Genomic DNA, 22,923 nt, shown 5'->3' with positions numbered 1-22,923 from the left:
TATTATTCTTGATGGGATATCGGCTAATGATGTGCTGTTTAATTTAGGTAGCGGGGGAATTACCGCAGGCGCAGGTAGCAATCTGCAAGGTAATTTTATTGCCCCTGATGGGTTTTTCGCGCTAGGCAGTGGTCTACAAATAGCAGGGACCCCGCTTCCTAACGATCCTCATATACCCCCTCCCCCTACCTCATCTACAACTATACCCGAGCCTAACTCCTTATTGTTAATGGCATTTAGCTTATTGATCCTTGGCTTTTATCTAGGCCAACCGAAAATAAGAAGCGCAGCAGCATCAGCTGCTTACGCATCGCCAGCGGCAGTATAAATTATTGCCTAATAATTGCTTTATTTCAGCCCTCTGGCGGCTTAGGGTTACTCTAAGCTGCCCCTAACAGATAAACGTTTATTTACCATAGAACTTTACCCCTATTTTTATCCGTTCACGACCTTGAGCAAGGCGATGGCGATTAGTATCACGCAAGGAAAATACACAGCCGCAATACTCTTGCTGGTAAAATCCCTCCCGCTTACTAATTTCAATCATACGACTAGAACCCCCTGCCTTTCGCCAGTTATAGGTCCAGTAAATCAGATTTGAATAACGGGTGGCGGCTCGCTCGCCACAACTATTAATTTGATCCATATCTTTCCAACGAGAGAGGCCAAGGGAGCTGGTAATCGTATCAAACCCATGCTCATAGGCATATAATGCAGTGCGCTCAAAGCGCATATCAAAACAGGCCGTACAGCGGATACCCCTTTCGGGTGCCCATTCCATACCTTTTACCCGCGCAAACCAATTATCCACATCATAATCAGCATCTATAAACGTAATATTATGTTGCTCGGCAAAACGAATATTTTCATTTTTACGAATCTCATATTCTTTAACTGGATGAATATTAGGATTATAGAAAAAAATACTAAACTCAATCCCAGAGGCTAACATTGACTCCATCACCTCGCCAGAACAGGGCGCACAGCAAGAGTGAAGTAACACTTTACAATGCCCTTCAGGAAGCGCCAATCTTTTTCTAGTCGCTATCATATTCATCGTTTATTTCATCTCATAAATCATGTATAAAAAATACCTAAATTGATTCTATTATAAACATCTCATAAGGCGATTGACCTCGATTATCCGATTAATAAAAATTGTCTATATTCCATTCTTCATATTCACAAGAAATCTAAAATACAGGAGATAAAGTAGAGATGGATCAGTATTATAACCCTATATTGCTCACCACCTGCCAGCAAACTCTCCTTATAAAAGCACTCATTCTGAGTATGCTGTTGTCAAGTACTATCGCCTGGGGCAATGAAGAAATACAAACCACCCAAGCCGATCAGAAAGCAGTGTCAATTACCATCTATAACAATAATCTCGCCTTAGTAAGGGATCAGCGCCGAATCGTCTTAAAAAAAGGCAATAATACGTTAGCTTTTACAGATGTAAGTACTGAAATTCAGCCCGAAACAGCTTTGCTGCGTAACTTATCTCGGCCCAAAAATTTCTTCGTTATTGAGCAAAATTATGAATTTGATTTACTGACCGCTCAGAATTTGCTAGAAAAATATGTAGGACAGAAAGTTGGCGTGCGCTATCACCATCCAACCACCGGTGAACAAACCATTAAAGAAGCCATTTTGCTGGCTGCTAATCCAGAAATCATACTGCAATTTAAAGATCATATTGAAGCTGGAATTCCCTTAAATCGGATTACCTATCCACAGACCCCCCAAAATCTACGAACGAACCCCGCTTTAGTCTCACAGATTAATACGACCTTCACTGGCCCGCAGACACTAGAACTTAACTATCTTACCCGGGGTCTTAGCTGGAAAGCGGATTATATCGCCCAGCTTAATGAGGCTGAGAATCACTTTGATCTCAATAGCTGGATTACCCTCACGAATCAATCCGGCATTGCTTACAAAGGGGCTCATCTGCAATTTATGGCGGGTAATATCCACCAAGTTACCCCCTTCGCTAAATATGCCAGACCACAAGCCCGAGAAGCTATCACCCTTGCTAACGAAGCCCCCACTGTCCAAGAAGAAGCGCTACTGGATTATCATCTCTACTCATTAGCGCAGGCAACAACGATTAATAATAACCAGACAAAACAGATTACGCTATTTAATGCGCGTAATATCCCGATCCAGAAAAGCTATGAAATTCATGACCATATTTCCTGTACCCAAGATAATCCCACTTACCCTACTGTTTTTAACCTTCCGGTAGCCATTTTTCTTCGCTTTGATAACAGTAAAGAAAATAAATTAGGACTCCCCTTACCCCCAGGTATTGTCCGTTTTTATAAACAAAATTTAGCTCATGATTTTCAATTTGTGGGGGAAGATATCATGATTCATAAAGATGATTATGCTGAATTTAAGATTGGGCAAGCTTTTGATGTCACTGCAATAAAACAGCGAACAAGGTACCAGAAATTATCCTACAATACCTTTGAATCTACTTTCGAAATAAAGATCCAAAACATTACCAAGATTCCTGTTGTAGTTAAAATCACTGAGTTGATTCCAGATAACTGCCATGTTCTCGCTGAAAACTACCCCCACCAACAAAAAACTGCTAATGCTGCAGTTTGGCAATTAGCAATACCTCCTGAGAAACGTACTACCCTCATTATCAACTTCGAAGCTGAAAAAAAACCCATCCTTGAGAGGTAGATACATTGCTTTTAGGCTTACTTAAACCCTTGAACGACTATACTCAGCACTTCTAGATCTATAACTGAAAAATTTTGCTCGATAAAGCACATGGGGTGATAATAAATGGCCGCTAGGCATTCTTGGATGATTAAAATCATCGCTGGCACTAGATTCGCTGCATGACGCGTATAGAGCGGAGATTTATTGCAGCGGTGAACGCTATAATTTCTGGTAGTTTCAATACCTCAAAGCCATATTTTAAGACCGCTTGCGCTCCTTCAGTGGCATAACCTTCGCCCCAGTATTCCAGAGCAAGTCGCCAAGCTATTTCAATCGCCGGCATAAAGGGAGCCTCTAATCTTGGCACCGACAAACCGATAAAGCCTGCAAAGCGAGCTACATCTAGAATTTCTACTGCCCATAGACCAAATAAGCTTGTTTTAAGATTGGCTTGGATAGTAAAAACAAGTTCATCACTGGCTCGCTTATCCAGCGGCGCAGGAAAAAATTCCATCACCTGCGGATCGGCATTCATGGTAGCAAATAGAGGTAAATCCTTATCATGCCATTGTCGAAGTAGCAGCCGTGATGTTTTTAAAGAGGGGGCCGCCACCCAGCCGCCTTTAAGTATCTAGCATAAGCTGCTGTTCCCATTGATATAATGCTTCCAGTACCAACTGACTATGTTGATCTTGCGCCAATGGTTGTAGTGTATCCATTCGATTTGGACTATTGCGTAATCGTTCTTGGCAGTACTGGTGCCAGCGTTTAGATTCAACAGCATTCAATGTCTCGGGAAAATTGCGGGCACGGTACCGAAATAGCAGCTCGGGTAGACGCTTATCATCAAAACTAGGGGATAGTCCTACCAATTCCTGTGGAGGCAAGGTACGCAATCGATCCAAATGATGGCGATCTGAGGCGCTTAAAAAGCCACTGTATAAATCCTCATCCACATCAGTAAGACTACTTTTCTCGGGCCTAGAATAAACAGCTCTCCACAATGAACCCAAATCTGGCAGCTGACGCAAGCGCTTAAGATTACGCTCCACGACGTTCCAATCCACACCCCAGCGTTCGGCACGTTCAGGAATTAAGGTTTTTAAATTACGGATAACAATCGGGGATTTATTAAGATGAACCCCCTTAATAGGCAATCGTACAACATCTTTAGGCAGATCGGATGTAGCGGTAAATAAACGCTCCCGCACCTCATCGGCTGTTAATACAATCAATTCTGAAGGATCAGCTGCTAAATCCCAAGCCAGTAACTCATTTTTATTGTATGGGTGCATAGCCAAGGGAGCCATCACGGCTAGACAACCCCGGGCAGCGCTAAATTTACTGCTGATATGCAAAAAAGGACGCAGATTAGGCGTTATGGGCAATCCCAGCTCCTGAGCTACCCTATCCTTATTACGTAGAGATAAACAAAAATCAAACAGCTTAGGCTGCTGATTGCGAATTAACCGTGCTAACGCAAGGCTAGCCCGGGTATCTGCAAGCGCGTCATGAGCCTGTAGATGTATCAGATGATTAGCAGCGCTGAGCTTTTCCAGTTTAAAACTAGGCTGGCCATCATCATTTAGGGGCCACTCAATACCGTTTGGTCGCAATGCATAGGCACAGAGTACTACATTGAAAAGATCCCAGCGGCTGCAATTATTTTGCCACTCTCGGGCATAGGGATCTATTAGATTACGCCATAACAAAAAGCGCGTAACCTCATCATCAAAACGAATAGAGTTATACCCCACACCAATCGTCCCAGGTGTACTCAAAGCCGTATTAATGGCATCCGCAAAGCGGTATTCAGGTAATCCTTGATCCAAGCTTTTTTGGGGTGTAATCCCAGTTATTAAGCAAGATTCGGGATTGGGGAGTCGATCCAAGGGTGGCTGACAATACCACACCATTGGATCGCCAATTTCATTTAAATCAGCATCAGTCCTAATCCCAGCAAACTGAGCGGGCCAATCTTGGCGTGTCTGAGAGCCAAACGTCTCATAATCATGCCAGAGGAAAGTAGTCACACTCATCGGATATACCCTTGCAAGGACGGCCTCTAGCAACTCAACCTAAAGAAAGCTACATCCCTTCAATAATGGCCTTCCCAAAACCAGAGCAGGATACTTGGGTAGCTCCCGCTACCAACCGCGCTAAATCATAGGTGACTGTTCTTGCAGCTATCGCCTTAGATAGCCCTTTTATGACTAAATCCGCCGCCTCATGCCATACTAAATACCGTAACATCATTTCTCCTGAGAGTAACAGACTACTAGGGTTAACCCGATTTTGGCCTGTATATTTAGGTGCTGTCCCGTGAGTGGCTTCAAATACTGCTATGGCATCCCCAATATTCGCCCCTGGTGCCATGCCAATCCCTCCGACTTGGGCGGCTAAGGCATCAGAAAGATAGTCACCATTAAGATTAGGGGTAGCGATGACCTCATACTCTTCAGGGCGCAATAAAATTTGCTGCAAGAAATTATCTGCAATCGCATCTTTAATCATAATCTTACTGCCATCTTTAGGACTCACTAACTCACACCACGGCCCTCCATCAAGCAGCTGAGCCCCAAATTCTTCCCGTGCTAATTCATAACCCCAATCACGAAAGGCCCCTTCAGTAAATTTCATAATGTTGCCTTTATGCACTAAGGTGACAGAGCGCCGATGATTATCAATAGCGTACTGAATAGCTTTGCGAATTAGACGCTGAGATCCTTCTTGAGATATGGGTTTAATGCCAATACCCGAGCTTTCAGGGAAGCGAATTTTCTTTACCCCCATCTCCTGCTGCAAAAAACGAATTATCTTTTGCGCTTCTACCGATTTCGCTGGCCATTCTATTCCCGCATAGATATCTTCAGTATTCTCCCGAAAGATCACCATATTGGTACGAGAAGGGTCTGCCAAAGGACTGGGGGTACCCGAAAAATAACGTACCGGTCGAATACAGGCATATAAATCCAACACCTGACGGATAGAGACATTCAGGGAACGAATACCCTTCCCTACGGGGGTCGTTAACGGTCCTTTAATAGAGACTACAAACTGACGCAAAGCCGCTAAAGTCTCCTCTGGAAGCCATTGATCTTCACCATACACCTGAATCGCTTTTTCCCCTGCATAGACCTCCATCCAAGCAATAGAGCGGGTTTTTCCATAAGCTTTCTCCACAGCACTATCAATCACCTGACGCATCACTGGGGTAATATCCACGCCAATACCATCGCCCTCTATGAAAGGAATAATTGGATGAGCAGGAATATCAAGGGTTAAATCTTTATTAACTGTTATGGGTTCACCCTTAGCAGGAGGAGAAATTCGGTCATAGACCATAGAGATTCCTTTTAATTAGAAAATAAGTTGTTTTGTATTTTATTTTATAAAGTTTTCAGTAGCCACTAGATAATAATGAGTAGCCGCTTAACCTATACCCACTCACCGCTATCTTTCTGCATCTACTTTATGGACATATTGGCCGACCGGGCCCTGGAGCAAAGGGGCTGAAATTATAGTACTTCGCTCGATAGCCTTGAAATTGATTACCTTCAGTACTCAGATTTTCCAAGCTAAAATTTTCCTCAGAGGTGACTAATGCTAAGCCTGCTATTTTATTGACTCCTTTCATATTGAAAGCGTAAAAGGTATCAGGCCCCTCCGGGGTACTCACTTTCATGAGGAACATAAAATCATTATTAGGCTTAAGCTGCTTTACTTTAACCGCATCAGCAGGCATAGCGGTAACTGTCCCTCCCAGCACAACCGTATTATTCGGAGGATCATTCGCAAGCACGCTCGTGCATTGATATTTATTAAGGGAAATTCGGGTGCTTTGATAATTATTATTAATAGGCTGTTTTGAGATCAGCGCCCACTCTCCTACTAGGGGATCAAGACCAAAACCCAGATTATATTGATATCGAACTATCGTCGTTGTACTGCCATCCGCCCACGTAATTTCAGCCTTTTCAGGAGAGGTAAAAGTAATTTCAATAGAACCTAAGGCCGCAGGATTGAATTCTGGAGGATGATAAGGACAATCAGGACATGCCCCCCCGCTATAGCTACTTAAATTAATACGAACAGTATTTTTTATCAGCTGGCCGCTCGCTGAATACCAAATAGGATTACCCGACTGATCATAGGTATAGATTGCAAAAAATAGTACCCCATTCTGATTCTCAATACTCATTCCTTGCCCAGAACGGTTTGGGTCCCACCACCAACCATTTTCTGGCTCAATACCATACTGGATACCGGGGGGTACCAAGGGTATATCAGCCCCATAGATATTTCCAATCATTAACGTGAATATTATTAGAGATCTCATTTTCGTATTAATTACATTAATAAATCCAATTTAGTTATTGCTAAACTGATGTACGCTATTAAGGGGTAATAACAATAGATTGATTAAAAGATAAAAAAACTTAAAAATACTCACTAGATTCATTTGTACAATTACAGCTAAATCAAAAAACCAGCTCCCATCTTACCTTTATTTGTACCTTTAGCTATCTATGAGTAATCAATCTCTTACTGATAAACGTATTTTTGTCCTCGACACTAATGTATTGATGCACGATCCAGCAGCTATTTTTCGCTTCCATGAACATGATATTTATTTACCTATGATTGTGCTGGAAGAGCTGGACGCGGCTAAAAAAGGTTCATCGGAAGTTGCCCGTAATGTTCGGCAAGCCACCCGTTTTTTAAATGATCTATTAACACAAATTAATCATCATGAGGACATTAATCAAGGACTCCGCTTATCTGCTAAAAATTTAGAAATGGAGAATACTTATGGACGACTTTTTTTCCAGACTCATGAACTCGATTCTGCTTTACCAACTACCTTGCCAAGTCAAAAGCCAGATAATAATATTCTGAGAACCACCATTGCGTTACAGGAAATCCATCCAGAATGCACGGTTATCTTAGTATCTAAAGATATTAATCTTCGTATCAAGGCCACTGTACTTGGGATTCTGGCTGAAGATTATTATAACGATAAAGTTTTAGATGACGTTGATCTACTCTATACCGGTCATTCAGCGCTGCCCTGCGATTTCTGGGTGACTCAGGGAAAAACCATGGATTCTTGGAGTGAGTCAGGGCGTACTTTTTATCGAATTACCAGCGCTTTAGTAAGGGACTGGTACCCTAATCAATGTCTTTATATTGAAGGAGAAAATAATTTTGAGGCTATAGTTCGTAACCGAGAAAATGAGACAGCAATCATCGAGTTAGTCCAAAATTATCGCACATCTAGCCACACTGTCTGGGGAATCTCCGCCCGTAATCGGGAGCAAAACTTTGCCCTTAATCTTCTTTTAGACCCAGAAGTAGATTTTGTCACCTTGCTGGGGGCTGCGGGTACGGGGAAAACTTTACTTGCCCTTGCCGCGGGTCTTACTCTCACTTTAGAGACTAAGCTCTATCGAGAAATTATCATGACCCGCGTAACTATTCCTGTGGGTGAGGATATTGGCTTTCTACCGGGTACTGAAGAGGAAAAAATGACCCCATGGATGGGCGCACTTATGGATAATCTGGAAGTATTGGCAAATCCTGAGAACGGCGGTGAATGGGCTCGGGCTGCAACCAACGATCTGCTTCAACACCGTATTAAGATTCGATCCTTGAACTTCATGCGTGGGCGTACTTTTCTTAACCGCTTCATTATTATTGATGAGGCACAAAATTTAACCTCCAAGCAAATGAAAACGCTCATTACCCGTGCCGGCCCAGGCACTAAAATCGTCTGTCTTGGAAATATTGCCCAAATTGATACCCCCTACTTAACGGAAACTACCTCAGGTTTAACCTACGTGGTGGATCACTTTAAAACCTGGGATCACAGTGGCCATATTACGTTATTGCGAGGAGAGCGATCTCGGCTCGCAGATTTTGCCTCAGGGATTTAGAATATAAATCCAAACCCACCTCCACCAATAATCCCATCGCCTCCTAGGCCGCCTAATGGATCGCCTACATCGCCTAGCTTGCTGCCTAATCTTCCGTTTCCAGTAATTGGATTGCCTACATTCCCAAGTCTACCCGCACCTACAACACCTACTCCCGATCCCTCTACAGGTAGATTGCCACTCAGCAGATTAGTTAAGAGACCTGTAGAACTAAGAGTAGGATCATTATCCGTAGGTGCTTTAATCTTACGAGCAAAGCCATGGTTAAGCGTAATGCCATAAATTAACGTACCGTTCACAAATTCCTCTGCAGAAAACCCAACTACAGGCAATCCTTGGTAAATAACGCCACTACTATCAGTAATACTATGATCGCCATTTACGCTTGGGAAAAATAAATGGGCTATGCCACTTTCCTGATCTGTCGGGGCATCCACGTTAAGTAATAGTAATGATTCAAGTACAACGGCATTATTAAATGTAATTACATTGGTCTCCCAACACAGGCTACTCTTATTTTTCGGGGAAGTTGAAATAGCTAGCTTTACCTCTTCACAAGCGCCGCCCTGAGTAAAAAAACTCGTAAAGGGTGCGGTAGCCGGTATGGGCGTTGTTGAGACTACCCCATTAGCATTAGGGGATCCTGACTGCACATAGAAATGCTTAGTAGGGAAGGTCACTACCCAATTAGTTGCAGCATTTAAGCTAGCATCCGTATTATATTCATTGACTATGGACTTACTCATCAGCACCGCGCTGACTGCATCAATCTTATTGCTCCAAGTGGAAGTCACTATCTCCCCGGTAGGGGTAAGCACGTCACTGGTACCGCTATTATCTGCTAAGCTTGGGCTTAGAGCACCGGGAGGTGTATGGTTAGCAGCAGAAGCAAAATTAACAATAGCTGCAGCAACATAATTGTAATTACTATTTTTATTAAGGTTAATTAAAACTCCATTGCCTTTTAACCCCCCAGGGCTAAAAGTGATCCCATCATTGGGGTTACTCGCCCATTGCCCCCCCGCAGACCATGCCGCCGTCAGGGTAGCGCAATCTTGCGGCATACTATTTACCGGAGTGGCTGCCGTTGCTGGCGTAAAGCTACCTGAATCAGTAACTACTCCCATTTCGATAATTTCAATATATCCTTCACGGGTACGATCTAGCGAGGTATCTCCTCCATCTGCCTGTTGCTCTGAATAGGCAGTGTTACTAAACGCTACGCCTGTGGATGGAATCGCTGGAACCGTACAAAGAGCACTAGAGGTAGTCAGCACAGTGCCTGTTTCTGAGCTTGTAAGAGAAGATACCCAGACACTATAAGCAGGCAAATATAGATTAAAATCGAGAACTTCACGGCTATTTTCAGCCTCTAAAAACCGTATTTTTATTGCCTTAACATTATTTGTTGTATTGCCTATGGATAACAAAGTATCGCTTCCATTCCTGACGGTATAGTAAGGATAGATCAATACCTCCCCTAAGCCGTTAGAATCTAAATTTACAGCTTGCCCTACATTCAGCGCTCCGATGCCCATAAGCGCTAGGGAGATAATTACCATTTTTTTCATTGCTTTCTCCTTTTATTTAGCGCCTGCTCTATATTTCGATTAGTTATCCTTCTAATAAGTTCAGGTGAAAAATAGGGAATTTTTTAAGTAATAGACGTTTTTTTAGTAGCCACTACCTACCATAATCAATATCTGCCATCTTTTTGCGCTTTCTCCCTCTAAGCGGAGAAAAAACCAACATCTTAATTAATATCTAAGCTTAGTGCTTACTGTAAACGGCTATTGTTGTTTCAATGTTAAATTAGCGCTAAACTTACTTTACTACTGAACCTACATCGAGGGGGAATAAATTAAAACACGGGGGCCCATTAATTTAGTGGGCTGATGAGGTATTGCTAGCGCAACATCAAAATCAGCCATAATGAAACCCTAAAAGCTCAAAGATTATAGGAGATGTCTCATGAACATTGATCAATACTTAAAAAGCAGCCGCGAACTCACACATCTGTGTAGTCAAAATGGATGGATAGATAACGAGACTTTAAGCTATGAGCTTATAGAGCAAGGTCATCACCAAGCGGTAGTTAATGTTACCTTCGATGAGGTACTCATGGAAGGCTCAGGGTGCGTCGCTGGCAGGGTTCCCTGCTATGGCAAGCTGCGCTTAACTCTTGATGATAACGGTGAAGTGCAGGATAGTGAATTTATCGACGGTATAGCAGCAAATCGCGATGATTAATTCATAACAAAGTCTGTTTAGCTTTAATGGTGGCCAAAATGGCTAGTATTTGTTTTTCTCTTTTACAATTTTAGTCATACATTAGTAATCTCACTCGCTTGCTCCTAACAAACTTACTTGATTAGTTGCAGTTCGCAAATCAACCAGACTTAGGGGCAAGCGTAACTTACTTCTAATAAGTGTACTCCTCCTCACACATCACTTCCGCTTAAGCCCATCCTCCCAAGGGTAGCTAACTTAAATATTAGTTATTTCTTATAGATTTATGTTAAATAATAAATTATATTTTATTAGCTAGATAATATAATCTAGTGCTAGTCGTTCTTAAATTCATTCAATTTAAGGAATCAGCAAAGATGGCTAATAGTCTTACTGAGTACACTATTTACCTCGTTAACAAAAATAGTTCGGGTAAAAACTTCTGGTTATTCTTAGAACGACCTGAAGAGTTGGCAGCAGATGAGAAGGTTTTCGCCAATTCCAGCGTATAGCTTCACATCACGGGCAATTATAGAGGTGAAAGTAAATTTACGGTTCCCCTGCAATACGTTGTAGGAGCTGGAGCAAGCACTAAGGTAGTTGGTCTAAATACCAAGATTGAATCGAGTATTCTAGAAGACGCTAATTTAGGCGATGAATGGCAAGCAGTCTATCACAATGCCCCCCCGGCAAGGTCTTGGTTTTGAAAAAACAGGCGACAAAGCAGGAAAGACCCTTATTTCCATAGACACCCTCGAATTTGCTAGAGACAGCAGCGAGGCTAAGGGATAGTTTAGTAACCAAAGTTTTGGAATTAAAACCGAATCAGGTTTCACGGGTATGACTTGGTCTCCGGATCTTGGAGATATTAGGAAACTGCAACCAAAATCAACCTTTTTTGTGAACACTGGAAGCTTCGGAAGTAACAATTTAGCGAAATGGACTGACGTGGGTAGGAATGCGGCAACAATTTTTGTTCCAGACAGCTTTGATGCTGATAATAACTGCACTGTGACCTATACGCCAACTGGTGGTTTTGAAGTCAAAAAGGGTAAACCCGAATCAACCTTGCTTGAAACTAGTACAAACCTATATTCAAGCTTGATCCAGAGCCATTTATTACTTTGCAATGCGCATGGAAAGCTCATAGAGACGGTTAGCTCGACCCTCACAATAACAGATATAACAGGTGATAATTGTACTATGGATGAACTCGTGAGTGTTACCTATGACACTCAACAGAGCAGTATCTTCGGCGATACTTCGCTAACTTATCTTTCTGGAACGATAACTGTTAAAACCGCGCTTGCGGCGAGCTTTGCCTTCCTTGCCCTTGGTGGGGTTGCATTTAGTGTTCAAGGAACCTTGGGTAATAATACATTTAAATTTAGTTACACCGGAGATAAACCTTTACAGGTACTTAAAGAGTTAATTATTAAAGGCGCTCAACTTTGTTTTACAAATCGTATTTAATATTAAATCTTTAGTAATAAATAATACATTCCAATAATTTCAGGTTCTGTAAATTTTACAGAACCTGAAACGTGATTCGCTCGCCTCTGAACCTTCCTTGCATCTGAAAAATGAATCTAAAAAAGATAACGGTGATTTTAGCCACTATATCTTTCTAATAAACCACTTTTAGACGGGCTGTCCCCTCATACCCCCTTCCGCCAAAAATCGCAATAACCCCCCTAAAGGTACACCCACCCATTCTGGCCGATTATCAAGCTCATAACGCAGCTCATAAAGTACCTTTTCTAAAACAAACAACTCAATAAGCTGCCAAAAATGCCTAGAGTCTTGAGGATAAGCGGGACAACTTTCGACTGCCTCACTGTACCCTGCTAAGAAACTCTCTATGACCTCTTTTTCCCAAGCAGAAACCAAGGGATCAAGTAAGCTCTGATCCTCGGGACGATCTACCGTACAATGATGTAAGGCAACAGCAGCAGCGTAACTAAAGGATCGTAATATACCTGCTACATCCCGTAAGGGTGAATGCTTTATGCGACGCTCAGCCAGCGGACGGATCGGCTCGCCTTCAAAATCGATAATGATAAAATCATCTTCTGCTACTAAAACTTGGCCCAAATGATAATCCCCATGATGCCGAGTTTTAACCGCTTGCACTTGAGTAAGTATCAAACCATCAAGCCGCTGTAGCAAATCCTCTTTAGAAGCTAATAAACGATCCAAATCAATTTGCAGCGACTCAGAAAAACCCCCACTACCCTGCGCTATTTTCTGCAGCGTCTGTAAGATCTCTTGTTCAATATCTTTGCGCCAAGCGGATAAATCAGAAGCAGTAATAGGCTCTGGATCAAAATCTGGATCTCCCGTAACCTTAGCTAAGGCTTGATGCATCTCTCCAGTACGTTGCCCAAGGATCTTTATGATCCTCATGTAATTGGCCGCAGATTCTTCAATCTCAATGACCGCCTCATCTGAGGGTCTAGCCACTCCATAGGCTAAGAAACGTTTTAAATAATCAATGGTGTAATTCCAGCAATCTCCCTGATTAACGGCAAAGCCTTGTAACAAGGCTAGAGTAACGGATTCTCCCTCAGATCCTGAGTATTCTAAAGCACCAGCTAAAGGCACAATATTAGAAAATGGAGACGATTCAGTTAAAAAACGTCCCATTTCCAGCTCAGGATTTATCCCTTCTTGTAAGCGACGGTAAACTTTAAAAAATAATTGCTCATCCAAAATCAAGGCACTGTTTGTGCCTTCCGTGCCAGGGCGCTCTAGCTGCTGTACCGATACTTCACTTGTCAGTTTCTCAAAGGCAGCAGTAGGAAAACATTTTAATTTTCCAGCCCCAAAAGGAATCTCCTGACGCTGTTTTATTGCCATCACCAGCGATCGAACAAAAACAATATCCTCTAAGGCATCATACAAAATACCCAGACGGGATCGTCGTCGAATTTTAGCAACAGTAAAGGGCAGTAATCGGCGTATAGGCTCTTCATCACCCTCTCCCCAAGCAATCGCTAAAGGTACAAAATAGCGCTGGGATTTAGAATGACTATCTACCCTTACCCAAGCAAGCAGCCAGCTACCCTCCGCCTTCCACTCTTGCGCCTGCTGTAAAACCACTCGCTCTATGATTTCTCCCTTAGCCCCAAACCAACGACGTGAAGCCAAGAAATCTCTCAATGCCTGCTCTAGCTGTTTGCGGAGAGTCTCAGCCATGCGTTTACGAGAAGGGTTGACTCGATCAGGAAATAAGCTGCTCCAGCCATCAAAGAATACTAATACGGGTGATTCCAATAAGGGTTGCTGCCTTTCGCTCCAATAAGAATCCTCACTTGTTGTTAGCTTAAACCAGTAGAAACCATAGCTAGGGAGCGTTAATAAGTAGGGCAACTCGCCGATAAGCGGAAACGTAGTCTGCCCCATCATCTCTATAGGCATCTTCCCCTGAAAGCGAGAGAGATCCAGCTCTACCGGCTGGGCATGGCGAGACAAATTAGCCACGCATAAAACAATCTCATCCCCATATTCCCGCACATAGGCTAAAATTTTACGATTTCCAGGACGAAGAAACTTCAGCGTACCCCGACCAAATGCTTTAACGCTCTTACGTACTGCAAGTAGACGTTTCATCCAGTTTAGAAAAGAAAAAAGATCCCGATTCTGGGCTTCTATATTGACGGCTTCATAACCGTAAACGGGGTCCATGATCGGTGGTAAATACAAACGCTGGGGATCAGCTTTAGAAAACCCCGCATTACGATCTGGGCTCCACTGCATCGGGGTGCGTACACCATTACGATCCCCCAAGTAAATATTATCCCCCATGCCAATTTCATCGCCATAGTAAATTACCGGAGATCCAGGCATAGAAAGCAGTAGACTATTCATAAGCTGGATCTTGGCTGGATCGTTATCCATCAATGGTGCCAAACGTCTCCGTATGCCCACATTAACCCGCATCCGAGCATTAGCCGCATAGGTCTGGTACATGTAATCACGCTCCTTATCGGTGACCATCTCCAAAGTAAGCTCATCATGATTACGTAGAAAAACAGCCCATTGACAATTCTCAGGGATATCGGGCGTCTGATTCATAATTTCGGTGATAGGATGCCGATCTTCCTGAGCAACCGCCATATAGATACGGGGCATTAATGGAAAATGGTAGGCCATATGGCATTCATCTCCCTCCCCAAAGTACTCGCTGACATCTTCCGGCCATTGATTGGCTTCGGCTAAAAATACTCGGTTTTGGTAATAGGTATCTACCACCGATCGCATCTGTTTAATCACGGCATGGGTTTCAGGTAGATTCTCATTATTGGTTCCTTCCCGCACGCAAAGATAAGGGATAGCATCTAAACGCAGACCATCTACGCCCATGTCTAGCCAAAAACGCATCACCTGAGTGACCGCCTTAACCACCGCCGGATTATTATGATTGAGATCAGGTTGATGAGAGAAAAACCGATGCCAATAATAAGCCTTAGCTACCGGATCCCAAGCCCAATTAGAGGTTTCCGTGTCCGTAAAAATAATTCGAGTTTCAGGAAACTTGTGATCAGTATCGCTCCAAACGTAAAAATTTCGTTTGGCCGATCCTGAAGGGGCTTTACGGGCGGCTTGGAACCAAGGATGCTGATCTGAAGTATGGTTAATAACTAGCTCAATAATCACTTTTAGCCCGCGGCTATGGGCCTCACGCACAAAATTCCTAAAATCTCGACGAGTACCATACTCTGCATAAATATTATGATAATCCGCAATATCATACCCATCATCCCGCAAAGGAGAAGGATAAAATGGCAGCAACCAAATCGTATTAACCCCTAAATTCTGGATATAATCCAGCTTCTGGGTCAGACCCCGAAAATCTCCCGTACCATCATTATTACTATCAAAAAAGGCTCTAACATGAAGCTGATAGATAATAGCGTCTTTATACCAGAGGGGATCATCTGGCCAAACAAAGGTTTCTTCTAGTTGATTCATAAGCTGTTACAAATAATAATCAAAATCGTGCTCAGTCCGTACTCGGCGCCTCACTGAGAAAATATAGGCTGGAGCGATCTGAGGATTAAGCTCTACGTAATTACGATACCCCTGCCATAAGTAGCGAGTACCGCTGAGCAAATCATGTACCTGATAAGGAAGATTTTCCTTAAGCCCTAAACGCTCTAAGGGTAATTCAACCCACCCAGACTGGGTATGATGAGCATCTAAATTAATAACAACTAAAATAATGTTGCTCAGATCTTCCGTCCACTTGCTATAGCAAATCATCTGATCGTTATCTATGGGGTAAAAACGCAAACTCCAATCTGATTGGAGGGCAAGGTTATCTTTACGAATTTGATTTACCTGAGCAATGAAATCCTTAAGGCTATCGGTACGGGTAATATTCCAGTGACGTAGTTGATATTTCTCCGAATCAAGATATTCTTCGCCCCCTAAATCTCGGGGTGTATTTTCCATCAATTCATAGGCCGGGCCATAAATACCATAGCTAGCCCCTAAAGTGGCCGCAAGCAACAACCGGATCATAAAAGCAGGTCGCCCGCCAAACTGGAGGTATTCCGGTAAAATATCCGGGGTATTTGGCCAAAGATTAGGGCGAAAGTATTCTCTAGATTCTGACTGGGTAAGCTCAGTAAAATAGGCGATGAGTTCTTGCTTAGTATTTCGCCAAGGAAAATAATTATAGGACTGACTAAACCCTAGCTTAGCCAAGCGGTGCATCACCTTAGGGCGGGTAAACGCCTCCGCTAAAAACAGGGTATCAGGGGCGACTTTCTTCACCTCAGCAATCAGCCACTCCCATAGGGGAAAAGGTTTAGTATGAGGGTTATCTACCCGAAAAATATGTATCCCCTGCTCAATCCAGAATAAAAATATACTTTTCAGCTCATCCCACAAAGGCTCCCATTGATCAGTTTCAAAATAAAATGGATAGATATCTTCATATTTCTTGGGAGGATTCTCAGCATATTGCACCGTATTATCAGGTCGCCAACGAAACCATTCTGGGTGCGCTTTAACATAAGGGTGATCAGGAGCGCACTGAAAAGCAATATCTAACGCCACCTCAATTCCATATTCCCGTGCTTTGGCTATAAAACGCTGAAAATCTTTAAAGGTACCTAATTGGGGGTGAATTTTCTTATGCCCGCCTTCCTCCGCCCCAATGGCCCAAGGACTCCCTGGATCTTCAGCACCAGCAACCAAGGTATTATTTTTACCTTTACGATGGATATGACCAATGGGATGGATAGGAGGTAAGTAAAGTACATCAAACCCCATAGCTGCAATATAAGGCAGACGATCCTCACAGGTATTAAAATTACCCGGCTGGCCGGATACTAAGGTACAAGAACGGGGAAACATTTCATACCAAGTACTAAACCGACCCCGTACCCTCTCTACAATGACGGATAAATTTTTATCATAGCGGGTTACCAACTGTTGATCTGGATAACGATCCATTAATAGGGCTATCTCATCTTCAAGGGCAATCGTCAATCTTTTATGAAGATCTCCTTTATCGGCTAGAATCTTAGCCTGCTCCCTAAGCCGTTTAGCGTCCTCTTCATCGGCGCGCTCAGCCACTGCCTCTATCAGCTGAGCTCCCACTTGAAGCTGAAGCACAATATCCGTTAACTGAGTCCGCTTAGCTAACGCTTGACGCCAAGATTTAAAATGATCCACCCAAGTCGCAAGGGTATACTGATAGCGTCCTATTTCAGTGACCTTAAAGCAACCTTGCCATCTATCGTTACCTAAAGGCTGCATTGGCACCTCATCCCAAGTGGTTGCCCCTGCTTTACGATACTGTAAAACAGCACTCACCGCATCGTGGCCATCCGTAAACACATCGGCCTCTACTATCACAGTTTCATTCACAGTTCGTTTAATTGCGAAATCACCACCGTCAATTTCAGGGGTTACCCCTTCAATAACTACGCGTTTTCTACCCGCTTTATATTGCATATTAAAAATCCCATTACCTGATCAAATTACTGTAGAAAAATGGCATAAAATGCCAAAAAGAATCCTCCCCCTATCTTGAGGTAGTGCTTGTTAAAATAAATTGCACCATTTTTGTATTTAATAACTGTTCCCGTTTTAAACGGAATCCAACCAAGAGACTTATGAGAACCGCTAAAGATACGCCCTCTTAGTTTATCTTTCTTAAACTGCTTTCTTACCTTAGCATGTGCCTCAGTGACTTCTTGAATTGTGAATTTTTGTGAATGTAAATTAAATTCGCGTAATTTAACGTATCTTGCTTGTGCTTTAGCTAAAGCATAAGCAGTAATTTTTTGAAAAAACTAACTTAGATTAGCCGTAATGGCATTAGCATGACTCCAGACCTGACTAACCTCAAAGCCCTATTGCTTAAGAACGCTTAGGTATTTATCTCTAACGCGTACTCTTAAGGGTTTTATTAATTTGGGCTGTTTATCATAAAATAGGTTCTAAATTTCAGTATAGCCCTCCCTAAAAAGCTATGCTATTAATGATTTTCTTAAAATTTTCAATTTATTTCATATTAACGTTATGTTATATGGATTTTCCCTACATGATCATCGTTTTAAGCAGCTTCCTTTAGAAGAAAACGATGGCTTAGCTCAAGCCATCTGGATTGATCTATTGCGTCCTACTGAGGAAGAACGCCGGCGAGTTGAATTGATTTATCGCCAAAATTTACCTGACCCAAATGAAATTGAGGAAATTGAAGCCACTGCCCGCTTTTACGAAGATGAAGTTGGCATTCATTTACACTCCTATTTCTCTCACCGTGAAGAAGGACGAATTGATTACTCAACTGTAGTCTTTACCCTGAGCGGTACTCGCCTCTTTACCTTACACGACCATGATCTGCCGGCTTTTCGGATGCTACGGTTACGGATACGACGGGAACCAAGTTTAATTACCGATGCAACTTCGATCCTACTCGCATTATTTGAAACTAAGCTCGAAGAGCTGGCCGATCTGTTAGAAGAAACCCATAAAGGGTTAGATCAGGTCGGTAAACTTATTTTAGAAGAAAATGAGGAAGGTAATGGGGCATTTGAAGATGCATTAGATGAATTAGCCCGCCAAGAAAATCACAATGGAAAGGTGCGTCTATGCTTAATGGACACTCAGCGGGCCTTAACCTTTCTGTTACGCCGAGGGCACTTAGAGGATGAGCAAATTAAAAAAGTACGAGAAATTTTACGCGACGTGGACTCCCTCCTACCTCATAGCGCCTTTTTATTTGATAAAATCAATTTTCTTATGGATGCCGCCCTAAGCTTTATCAATATTGAACAAAATCGAACAATTAAGATTTTTTCAGTCGTAGCAGTCGTTTTTTTGCCCCCCACCCTGATTGCGAGCATCTATGGAATGAATTTCGATATCATGCCCGAGCTACATTGGCACTTAGGCTATCCCATGGCGCTGATTATTATGGTTATCTCCAGTTTTGCACCTTATCTTTATTTTAAACGTAAAGGATGGCTGTAAATCTCCACTTTATAACCTACTGCTATTTCTATCCCTTTTAGACTCATCTTTTAATGATTAATCCTTATATCACGGGATCTTAATTAAATTCTCGCCAACCAACCTTGTTCAAGCCTCTAATGCCTTACTCCTTATAAATAATATAGCTGGCACCCAAAGATCCCTTTAAAAAAATCTGTCTACTGTTGAAATTACCTCAATCACTAGTAATTTATTTAGCATCATTGAACCAACCAATCGATCCAAAGGGCGGCGATAACGCTCAAAACAGCCAAGTGCCCCAGAGCTTAGGAACGAAAGCCGCCCAAAATCTGGCAACCACAACTAAAACTGTTCCACAGATGCAGGGCATCACCTCACGGTGGTTGCTACGCGTGCTTCCTTGGGTGGGGTGGAGGTAGTCGGTGGAACCTACCGCGTCAACCGGCGACTCAACTATACAGTCGGCGATGGTAGGCTAACATTTACCAGTGTCGGAACCAATACTCGAGCAAGAGTTGCGCGAAATTCCACTTTTTCGGGGACTGACCGATGATGAAGTGCTCAGCGAGATCGCTGATCAGTTTGTGCAGCAAGAAATCTCTTCGGGCGAGGTGTTAGTAGAGGCCGGACAACCTGCCGATCAGCTTGTGCTCATCGTGCACGGCAAAGTTAAGAAGATCGGTCAGGGTAAATACGACACCTCAACCACACTCGGCATGCTCACAGACGGCGACTATTTTGGCGATCGTACGCTTGTCGAAGATTCGGACACCTGGCAGTTCACCGTAAAAACCGTTACCCGCTGCACCGTGCTGACGCTAGAGCAAAGCACCCTCGAAAATATGGCGCAACGATCGGATGCTCTGCGAACCCGAGTAAATCAGTTTAAGGCGCAGCTCCGTAAAGCACAGAATGAACATGGCGAGGCCTCAATCGAGATCTCCTCCGGTCACCACGGGGAACAGTTGCTTACCAGCACATTCGTTGACTATGAGCAAAAGCCCCGTGAATATCAACTCGAGGTCGCGCAAACCATACTGCGGGTACATACCCGTGTCGCTGACCTATTTAACAACCCCATGAATCAGACCGAACAGCAGCTGCGATTGACTATTGAGGCTTTGCGGGAACGCCAAGAGCACGAGATGATCAATAACAACGATTTTGGCCTGCTGCACAATGTAGCACCAAACCAGCGCGTACACACCCGCAACGGTCCACCGACACCAGAAGATCTCGACGAGGTACTTAGTCGCCGTAGGCGCTCCCGTTTCTTCCTCACACACCCTCGAATCATCGCTGCCTTCGGAAGGGAGTGTACTCACCGCGGTATCTACCCCGCGACCACTGAAATCGAAGGAACGCCAGTAATGGCTTGGCGAGGTGTGCCTATTTTGCCCTGTAACAAGCTTCCAATCACCCGCGAGCAAACCAGCCCCATTCTTGTGCTGCGTACGGGCGAGGAACACGAAGGTGTTGTCGGGTTACACCAGACCGGCATTCCTAATGAATATCAACCCGGACTCAGCGTGCGTTTCATGGATATCAATGAAAAGGCGATCCTCTCGTACTTGGTGAGTACCTACTTCTCGGTGGCAGTATTGGTACCGGACGCGCTTGGGATGATCGATGATGCCCAAATTAGCCCTCCTCACACTTAAGTAATAATACAGGGATAAAATAAGCAGTCGTATCACTTCACTAGCTACTACTTCAATCACGACGAGTAGCCCTATAGACCATACCATACATAAAACAAAGCTTATTTTTTAGGCGCACTCAAAGTAGAAATTCCCAATAAGCTACGGGCGGCATTAATCAAACCAAGATGGGAGAAGGCTTGCGGGAAATTTCCAAGCTGCCGGCGTGCTTGTGGATCATATTCCTCAGCCAAAAGCCCTAAATCATTCCGCACCGATAACAGTCGCTCAAATAGAGCAGCTGCATCATCATAGCGATTTAATAGCATATAGGCATCAACGAGCCAGAAGCTGCAGATAAGAAAAGTCCCCTCCTCTCCTATTAATCCATCATCCGTTTGCTCAGATCGGTAGCGTAGTACAAACCCTTCTTCCATTAATTCCCGCTCAATGGCCTCCACGGTACCCTGAAAACGGGGATCGCCTCGTTCCAAAAATCCAGTCTTACCTATCAATAATAACGAGGCATCGAGATTGCTATAGCCATAGGCCTGAACAAAAGTATTACGCTTTTGATCATAGCCATTGGCAAGAATATCGGCTCGGATTTGATCTCGTATTTGCCGCCACTTATCAACGGGGCCGTCTAAGTTAAACTCCTCTACCCCTTTTACCGCCCGATCAAACGCTACCCAGCTCATGATCTTTGAGTAAGTAAAATGGCGGGGCTCACCGCGTATTTCCCAGATTCCTTCATCCGGCTCACACCAAATACGTTCCAGATTTTTCAATAATGCCCATTGAAGCCGCCATGCAGAATGGGAAGGCCCTAGATTAGAATGTCGGGCGGCATGGGCCATATCCATGAGATTGCCATAGGCATCAAGCTGGGTTTGCCCATAAGCGCCATTCCCAATACGTACGGGGAGGCTATGTTCATAGCCAAGCAACCAAGGCAGTTCCACTTCCGTCAGCCGCCGCTCACCTCTCAGCCCATACATAATTTGCATCTGCTCTGGATTCCCAGCCGCAGCCCGCAATAGCCATTCACGGAAAGCTTTGGCCTCTTCAAGATATCCAGAGTTCAGGAATGTATAGAGGGTCATGGTGGCATCGCGAATCCAACAAAAACGATAATCCCAGTTGCGAATCCCGCCAATCTGTTCGGGTAATGAAGTCGTAGGGGCCGCCACAAGGCCACCGCTGGGCTGAAAAGTCAAGGCTTTAAGGGTAATTAACGACCGAATCACCGCCTCTTTCCATGCGATGGGCGCTGAAGGATCAAAACGAAAGTAACTAGACCATTCACCCCACCAATCCACGGTCTGGGAAAGGGCTACCTGACGATCACCAATAAAACTAGGCTCAGTCTGAGAGGGATGATAAACCAGTGTAAACGGTATGTTTTGCCCTGCCTCGATGGTAAAATTAGCGCATGTTGTGAGGTTTTCACCATATAAACGCACTGGAGTCAGTAACTCTACAGCATCCGGCCCGGCAACAGCATTAATGCCATAATCACACCGATGCACCCAAGGAACCGTTTTCCCATAACCAAAACGCAGCACAAGCTCCATCCGCATGTCAACCTGACCTTTTATACCCCGAACGATTCGCACCACCTCCACCATGGTCTCGTTTTTACTCAGGGGCATAAAATCTATGATTTGAGCGACTCCGCTCTCAGTCTCAAAAGTAGTTTCTAAAACAACCGTATTCGGCAGATAACGCCGTGTTATGCTTTTAACTGCAGTTTTCGGGGCAATCAGCCAACGGCCATGCTCTGGGGTGCCGAGCAACGCGGCAAAACAGGCATCGGAGTCAAAATGGGGCAAGCAGAGCCAATCCATGGAACCATCACGGCCAACCAAGGCACAGGAAACCATATTGCCAATCAGGCCATAATCCTCAATCCGTTTGCTCATTTACTCTTCCCCATCATTTAATTTAATAGTAGATTT

General features: G+C 43.7%; 18 protein-coding genes. 9 read left to right on the top strand and 9 right to left on the bottom strand.

Going from position 1 to position 22,923, the window contains the following annotated elements:
- The first annotated feature begins 31 nt into the window (after nucleotides 1-31).
- Entirely contained in the window at nucleotides 32-328 is a 297-nt protein-coding gene (locus TAO_RS03935) for a hypothetical protein (RefSeq protein ID WP_096526719.1), read from the top strand.
- A gap of 78 nt (nucleotides 329-406) precedes the next feature.
- Here TAO_RS03935 and TAO_RS03930 read toward each other — a convergent pair whose 3' ends face one another.
- Entirely contained in the window at nucleotides 407-1,057 is a 651-nt protein-coding gene (locus tag TAO_RS03930) for an epoxyqueuosine reductase QueH (protein ID WP_172419055.1), read from the bottom strand.
- A gap of 161 nt (nucleotides 1,058-1,218) precedes the next feature.
- Between TAO_RS03930 and TAO_RS03925 the strand changes: the two genes are divergently transcribed.
- Entirely contained in the window at nucleotides 1,219-2,700 is a 1,482-nt protein-coding gene (locus tag TAO_RS03925) for a DUF4139 domain-containing protein (protein ID WP_096526718.1), read from the top strand.
- Nucleotides 2,701-2,848: 148 nt separating this feature from the next.
- On the opposite strand, the gene TAO_RS03920 is transcribed toward TAO_RS03925, so the two are convergent.
- The 4 genes from TAO_RS03920 to TAO_RS03905 all read right to left on the bottom strand — a co-directional run bounded on the left by TAO_RS03920 (nucleotide 2,849) and on the right by TAO_RS03905 (nucleotide 6,994).
- Nucleotides 2,849-3,295, bottom strand: coding sequence for a GNAT family N-acetyltransferase (locus tag TAO_RS03920; protein WP_197702513.1), 447 nt, complete (start codon nucleotides 3,293-3,295; stop codon nucleotides 2,849-2,851).
- A 10-nt stretch (nucleotides 3,296-3,305) separates the two neighbouring features.
- The gene (gene sbcB / locus TAO_RS03915; protein WP_096526717.1) at nucleotides 3,306-4,721 is read right to left on the bottom strand and encodes an exodeoxyribonuclease I; all 1,416 of its coding nucleotides are present in this window, start codon (nucleotides 4,719-4,721) and stop codon (nucleotides 3,306-3,308) included.
- A 49-nt stretch (nucleotides 4,722-4,770) separates the two neighbouring features.
- The gene (icd, locus tag TAO_RS03910) at nucleotides 4,771-6,027 is read right to left on the bottom strand and encodes an NADP-dependent isocitrate dehydrogenase (RefSeq protein ID WP_096526716.1); all 1,257 of its coding nucleotides are present in this window, start codon (nucleotides 6,025-6,027) and stop codon (nucleotides 4,771-4,773) included.
- 127 nt (nucleotides 6,028-6,154) lie between these two features.
- On the bottom strand, nucleotides 6,155-6,994 hold the full coding sequence (locus TAO_RS03905) for a hypothetical protein (protein WP_096526715.1): 840 nt from the start codon (nucleotides 6,992-6,994) through the stop codon (nucleotides 6,155-6,157).
- Nucleotides 6,995-7,211: 217 nt separating this feature from the next.
- Here TAO_RS03905 and TAO_RS03900 point away from each other — a divergent pair, with 217 nt between their 5' ends.
- Nucleotides 7,212-8,618 (top strand): PhoH family protein, encoded by a 1,407-nt coding sequence (locus TAO_RS03900; protein ID WP_096526714.1) that lies wholly within the window; start codon nucleotides 7,212-7,214, stop codon nucleotides 8,616-8,618.
- Here TAO_RS03900 and TAO_RS03895 read toward each other — a convergent pair.
- A complete protein-coding gene (locus TAO_RS03895) occupies nucleotides 8,615-10,189 on the bottom strand; it encodes a hypothetical protein (RefSeq protein ID WP_096526713.1) in 1,575 nt (524 codons plus the stop codon). The two genes, TAO_RS03900 and TAO_RS03895, sit on opposite strands and share 4 nt — an antisense overlap.
- A gap of 400 nt (nucleotides 10,190-10,589) precedes the next feature.
- On the opposite strand from TAO_RS03895, the gene TAO_RS03890 reads away from it, so the two are divergent.
- From TAO_RS03890 to TAO_RS03880, 3 genes are all read left to right on the top strand, one after another.
- The gene (locus tag TAO_RS03890; protein ID WP_096526712.1) at nucleotides 10,590-10,868 is read left to right on the top strand and encodes a hypothetical protein; all 279 of its coding nucleotides are present in this window, start codon (nucleotides 10,590-10,592) and stop codon (nucleotides 10,866-10,868) included.
- A 356-nt stretch (nucleotides 10,869-11,224) separates the two neighbouring features.
- Nucleotides 11,225-11,359: a hypothetical protein gene (locus TAO_RS10065; RefSeq protein ID WP_269459380.1), complete on the top strand. Its 135-nt coding sequence runs from the start codon at nucleotides 11,225-11,227 to the stop codon at nucleotides 11,357-11,359.
- 328 nt (nucleotides 11,360-11,687) lie between these two features.
- Nucleotides 11,688-12,320 (top strand): hypothetical protein, encoded by a 633-nt coding sequence (locus tag TAO_RS03880; protein WP_096526710.1) that lies wholly within the window; start codon nucleotides 11,688-11,690, stop codon nucleotides 12,318-12,320.
- Nucleotides 12,321-12,488: 168 nt separating this feature from the next.
- Here TAO_RS03880 and treS read toward each other — a convergent pair whose 3' ends face one another.
- Together treS and TAO_RS03870 are read right to left on the bottom strand one after the other, a co-directional pair.
- Nucleotides 12,489-15,821 carry a maltose alpha-D-glucosyltransferase gene (gene treS, locus TAO_RS03875; RefSeq protein ID WP_096526709.1) on the bottom strand — a complete coding sequence of 1,111 codons (3,333 nt, stop codon included), beginning with the start codon at nucleotides 15,819-15,821 and terminating at the stop codon, nucleotides 12,489-12,491.
- Between the two features lie 6 nt (nucleotides 15,822-15,827).
- Complete coding sequence (locus TAO_RS03870; protein ID WP_096526708.1) at nucleotides 15,828-17,816, bottom strand: alpha-1,4-glucan--maltose-1-phosphate maltosyltransferase; 1,989 nt, start codon at nucleotides 17,814-17,816, stop codon at nucleotides 15,828-15,830.
- A 570-nt stretch (nucleotides 17,817-18,386) separates the two neighbouring features.
- Between TAO_RS03870 and corA the strand changes: the two genes are divergently transcribed.
- The 3 genes from corA to TAO_RS03860 all read left to right on the top strand — a co-directional run bounded on the left by corA (nucleotide 18,387) and on the right by TAO_RS03860 (nucleotide 20,983).
- On the top strand, nucleotides 18,387-19,340 hold the full coding sequence (gene corA / locus TAO_RS03865) for a magnesium/cobalt transporter CorA (protein WP_096526707.1): 954 nt from the start codon (nucleotides 18,387-18,389) through the stop codon (nucleotides 19,338-19,340).
- A gap of 224 nt (nucleotides 19,341-19,564) precedes the next feature.
- Nucleotides 19,565-19,741 carry a hypothetical protein gene (locus TAO_RS09875; protein WP_231910568.1) on the top strand — a complete coding sequence of 59 codons (177 nt, stop codon included), beginning with the start codon at nucleotides 19,565-19,567 and terminating at the stop codon, nucleotides 19,739-19,741.
- A 69-nt stretch (nucleotides 19,742-19,810) separates the two neighbouring features.
- Nucleotides 19,811-20,983, top strand: coding sequence for a family 2B encapsulin nanocompartment shell protein (locus tag TAO_RS03860; RefSeq protein WP_231910567.1), 1,173 nt, complete (start codon nucleotides 19,811-19,813; stop codon nucleotides 20,981-20,983).
- 101 nt (nucleotides 20,984-21,084) lie between these two features.
- On the opposite strand, the gene TAO_RS03855 is transcribed toward TAO_RS03860, so the two are convergent.
- On the bottom strand, nucleotides 21,085-22,887 hold the full coding sequence (locus TAO_RS03855; protein WP_096526706.1) for a glycoside hydrolase family 15 protein: 1,803 nt from the start codon (nucleotides 22,885-22,887) through the stop codon (nucleotides 21,085-21,087).
- Between the last annotated feature and the right edge of the window lie 36 nt (nucleotides 22,888-22,923).

It is taken from the genome of Candidatus Nitrosoglobus terrae (genome assembly GCF_002356115.1).
Lineage (GTDB): Bacteria > Pseudomonadota > Gammaproteobacteria > Nitrosococcales > Nitrosococcaceae > Nitrosoglobus > Nitrosoglobus terrae.
The sequence above is the reverse complement of the archived record's forward strand: the minus strand, read 5'-3'. Positions and strand labels throughout refer to the sequence as shown.

Bases quoted from the DNA above. Each gene is read 5' to 3' on its own strand.
- TAO_RS03930 (WP_172419055.1), bottom strand. From the start codon at position 1,057: ATGAATATGATAGCGACTAGAAAAAGATTGGCGCTTCCTGAAGGGCAT.
- TAO_RS03895 (WP_096526713.1), bottom strand. From the start codon at position 10,189: ATGAAAAAAATGGTAATTATCTCCCTAGCGCTTATGGGCATCGGAGCG.
- TAO_RS03890 (WP_096526712.1), top strand. From the start codon at position 10,590: ATGAACATTGATCAATACTTAAAAAGCAGCCGCGAACTCACACATCTG.
- corA (WP_096526707.1), top strand. From the start codon at position 18,387: ATGTTATATGGATTTTCCCTACATGATCATCGTTTTAAGCAGCTTCCT.
- TAO_RS03905 (WP_096526715.1), bottom strand. From the start codon at position 6,994: ATGATTGGAAATATCTATGGGGCTGATATACCCTTGGTACCCCCCGGT.
- treS (WP_096526709.1), bottom strand. From the start codon at position 15,821: ATGAATCAACTAGAAGAAACCTTTGTTTGGCCAGATGATCCCCTCTGG.
- TAO_RS03880 (WP_096526710.1), top strand. From the start codon at position 11,688: ATGACTTGGTCTCCGGATCTTGGAGATATTAGGAAACTGCAACCAAAA.
- TAO_RS03925 (WP_096526718.1), top strand. From the start codon at position 1,219: ATGGATCAGTATTATAACCCTATATTGCTCACCACCTGCCAGCAAACT.
- icd (WP_096526716.1), bottom strand. From the start codon at position 6,027: ATGGTCTATGACCGAATTTCTCCTCCTGCTAAGGGTGAACCCATAACA.
- sbcB (WP_096526717.1), bottom strand. From the start codon at position 4,721: ATGAGTGTGACTACTTTCCTCTGGCATGATTATGAGACGTTTGGCTCT.
- TAO_RS10065 (WP_269459380.1), top strand. From the start codon at position 11,225: ATGGCTAATAGTCTTACTGAGTACACTATTTACCTCGTTAACAAAAAT.
- TAO_RS03900 (WP_096526714.1), top strand. From the start codon at position 7,212: ATGAGTAATCAATCTCTTACTGATAAACGTATTTTTGTCCTCGACACT.
- TAO_RS03855 (WP_096526706.1), bottom strand. From the start codon at position 22,887: ATGAGCAAACGGATTGAGGATTATGGCCTGATTGGCAATATGGTTTCC.
- TAO_RS03870 (WP_096526708.1), bottom strand. From the start codon at position 17,816: ATGCAATATAAAGCGGGTAGAAAACGCGTAGTTATTGAAGGGGTAACC.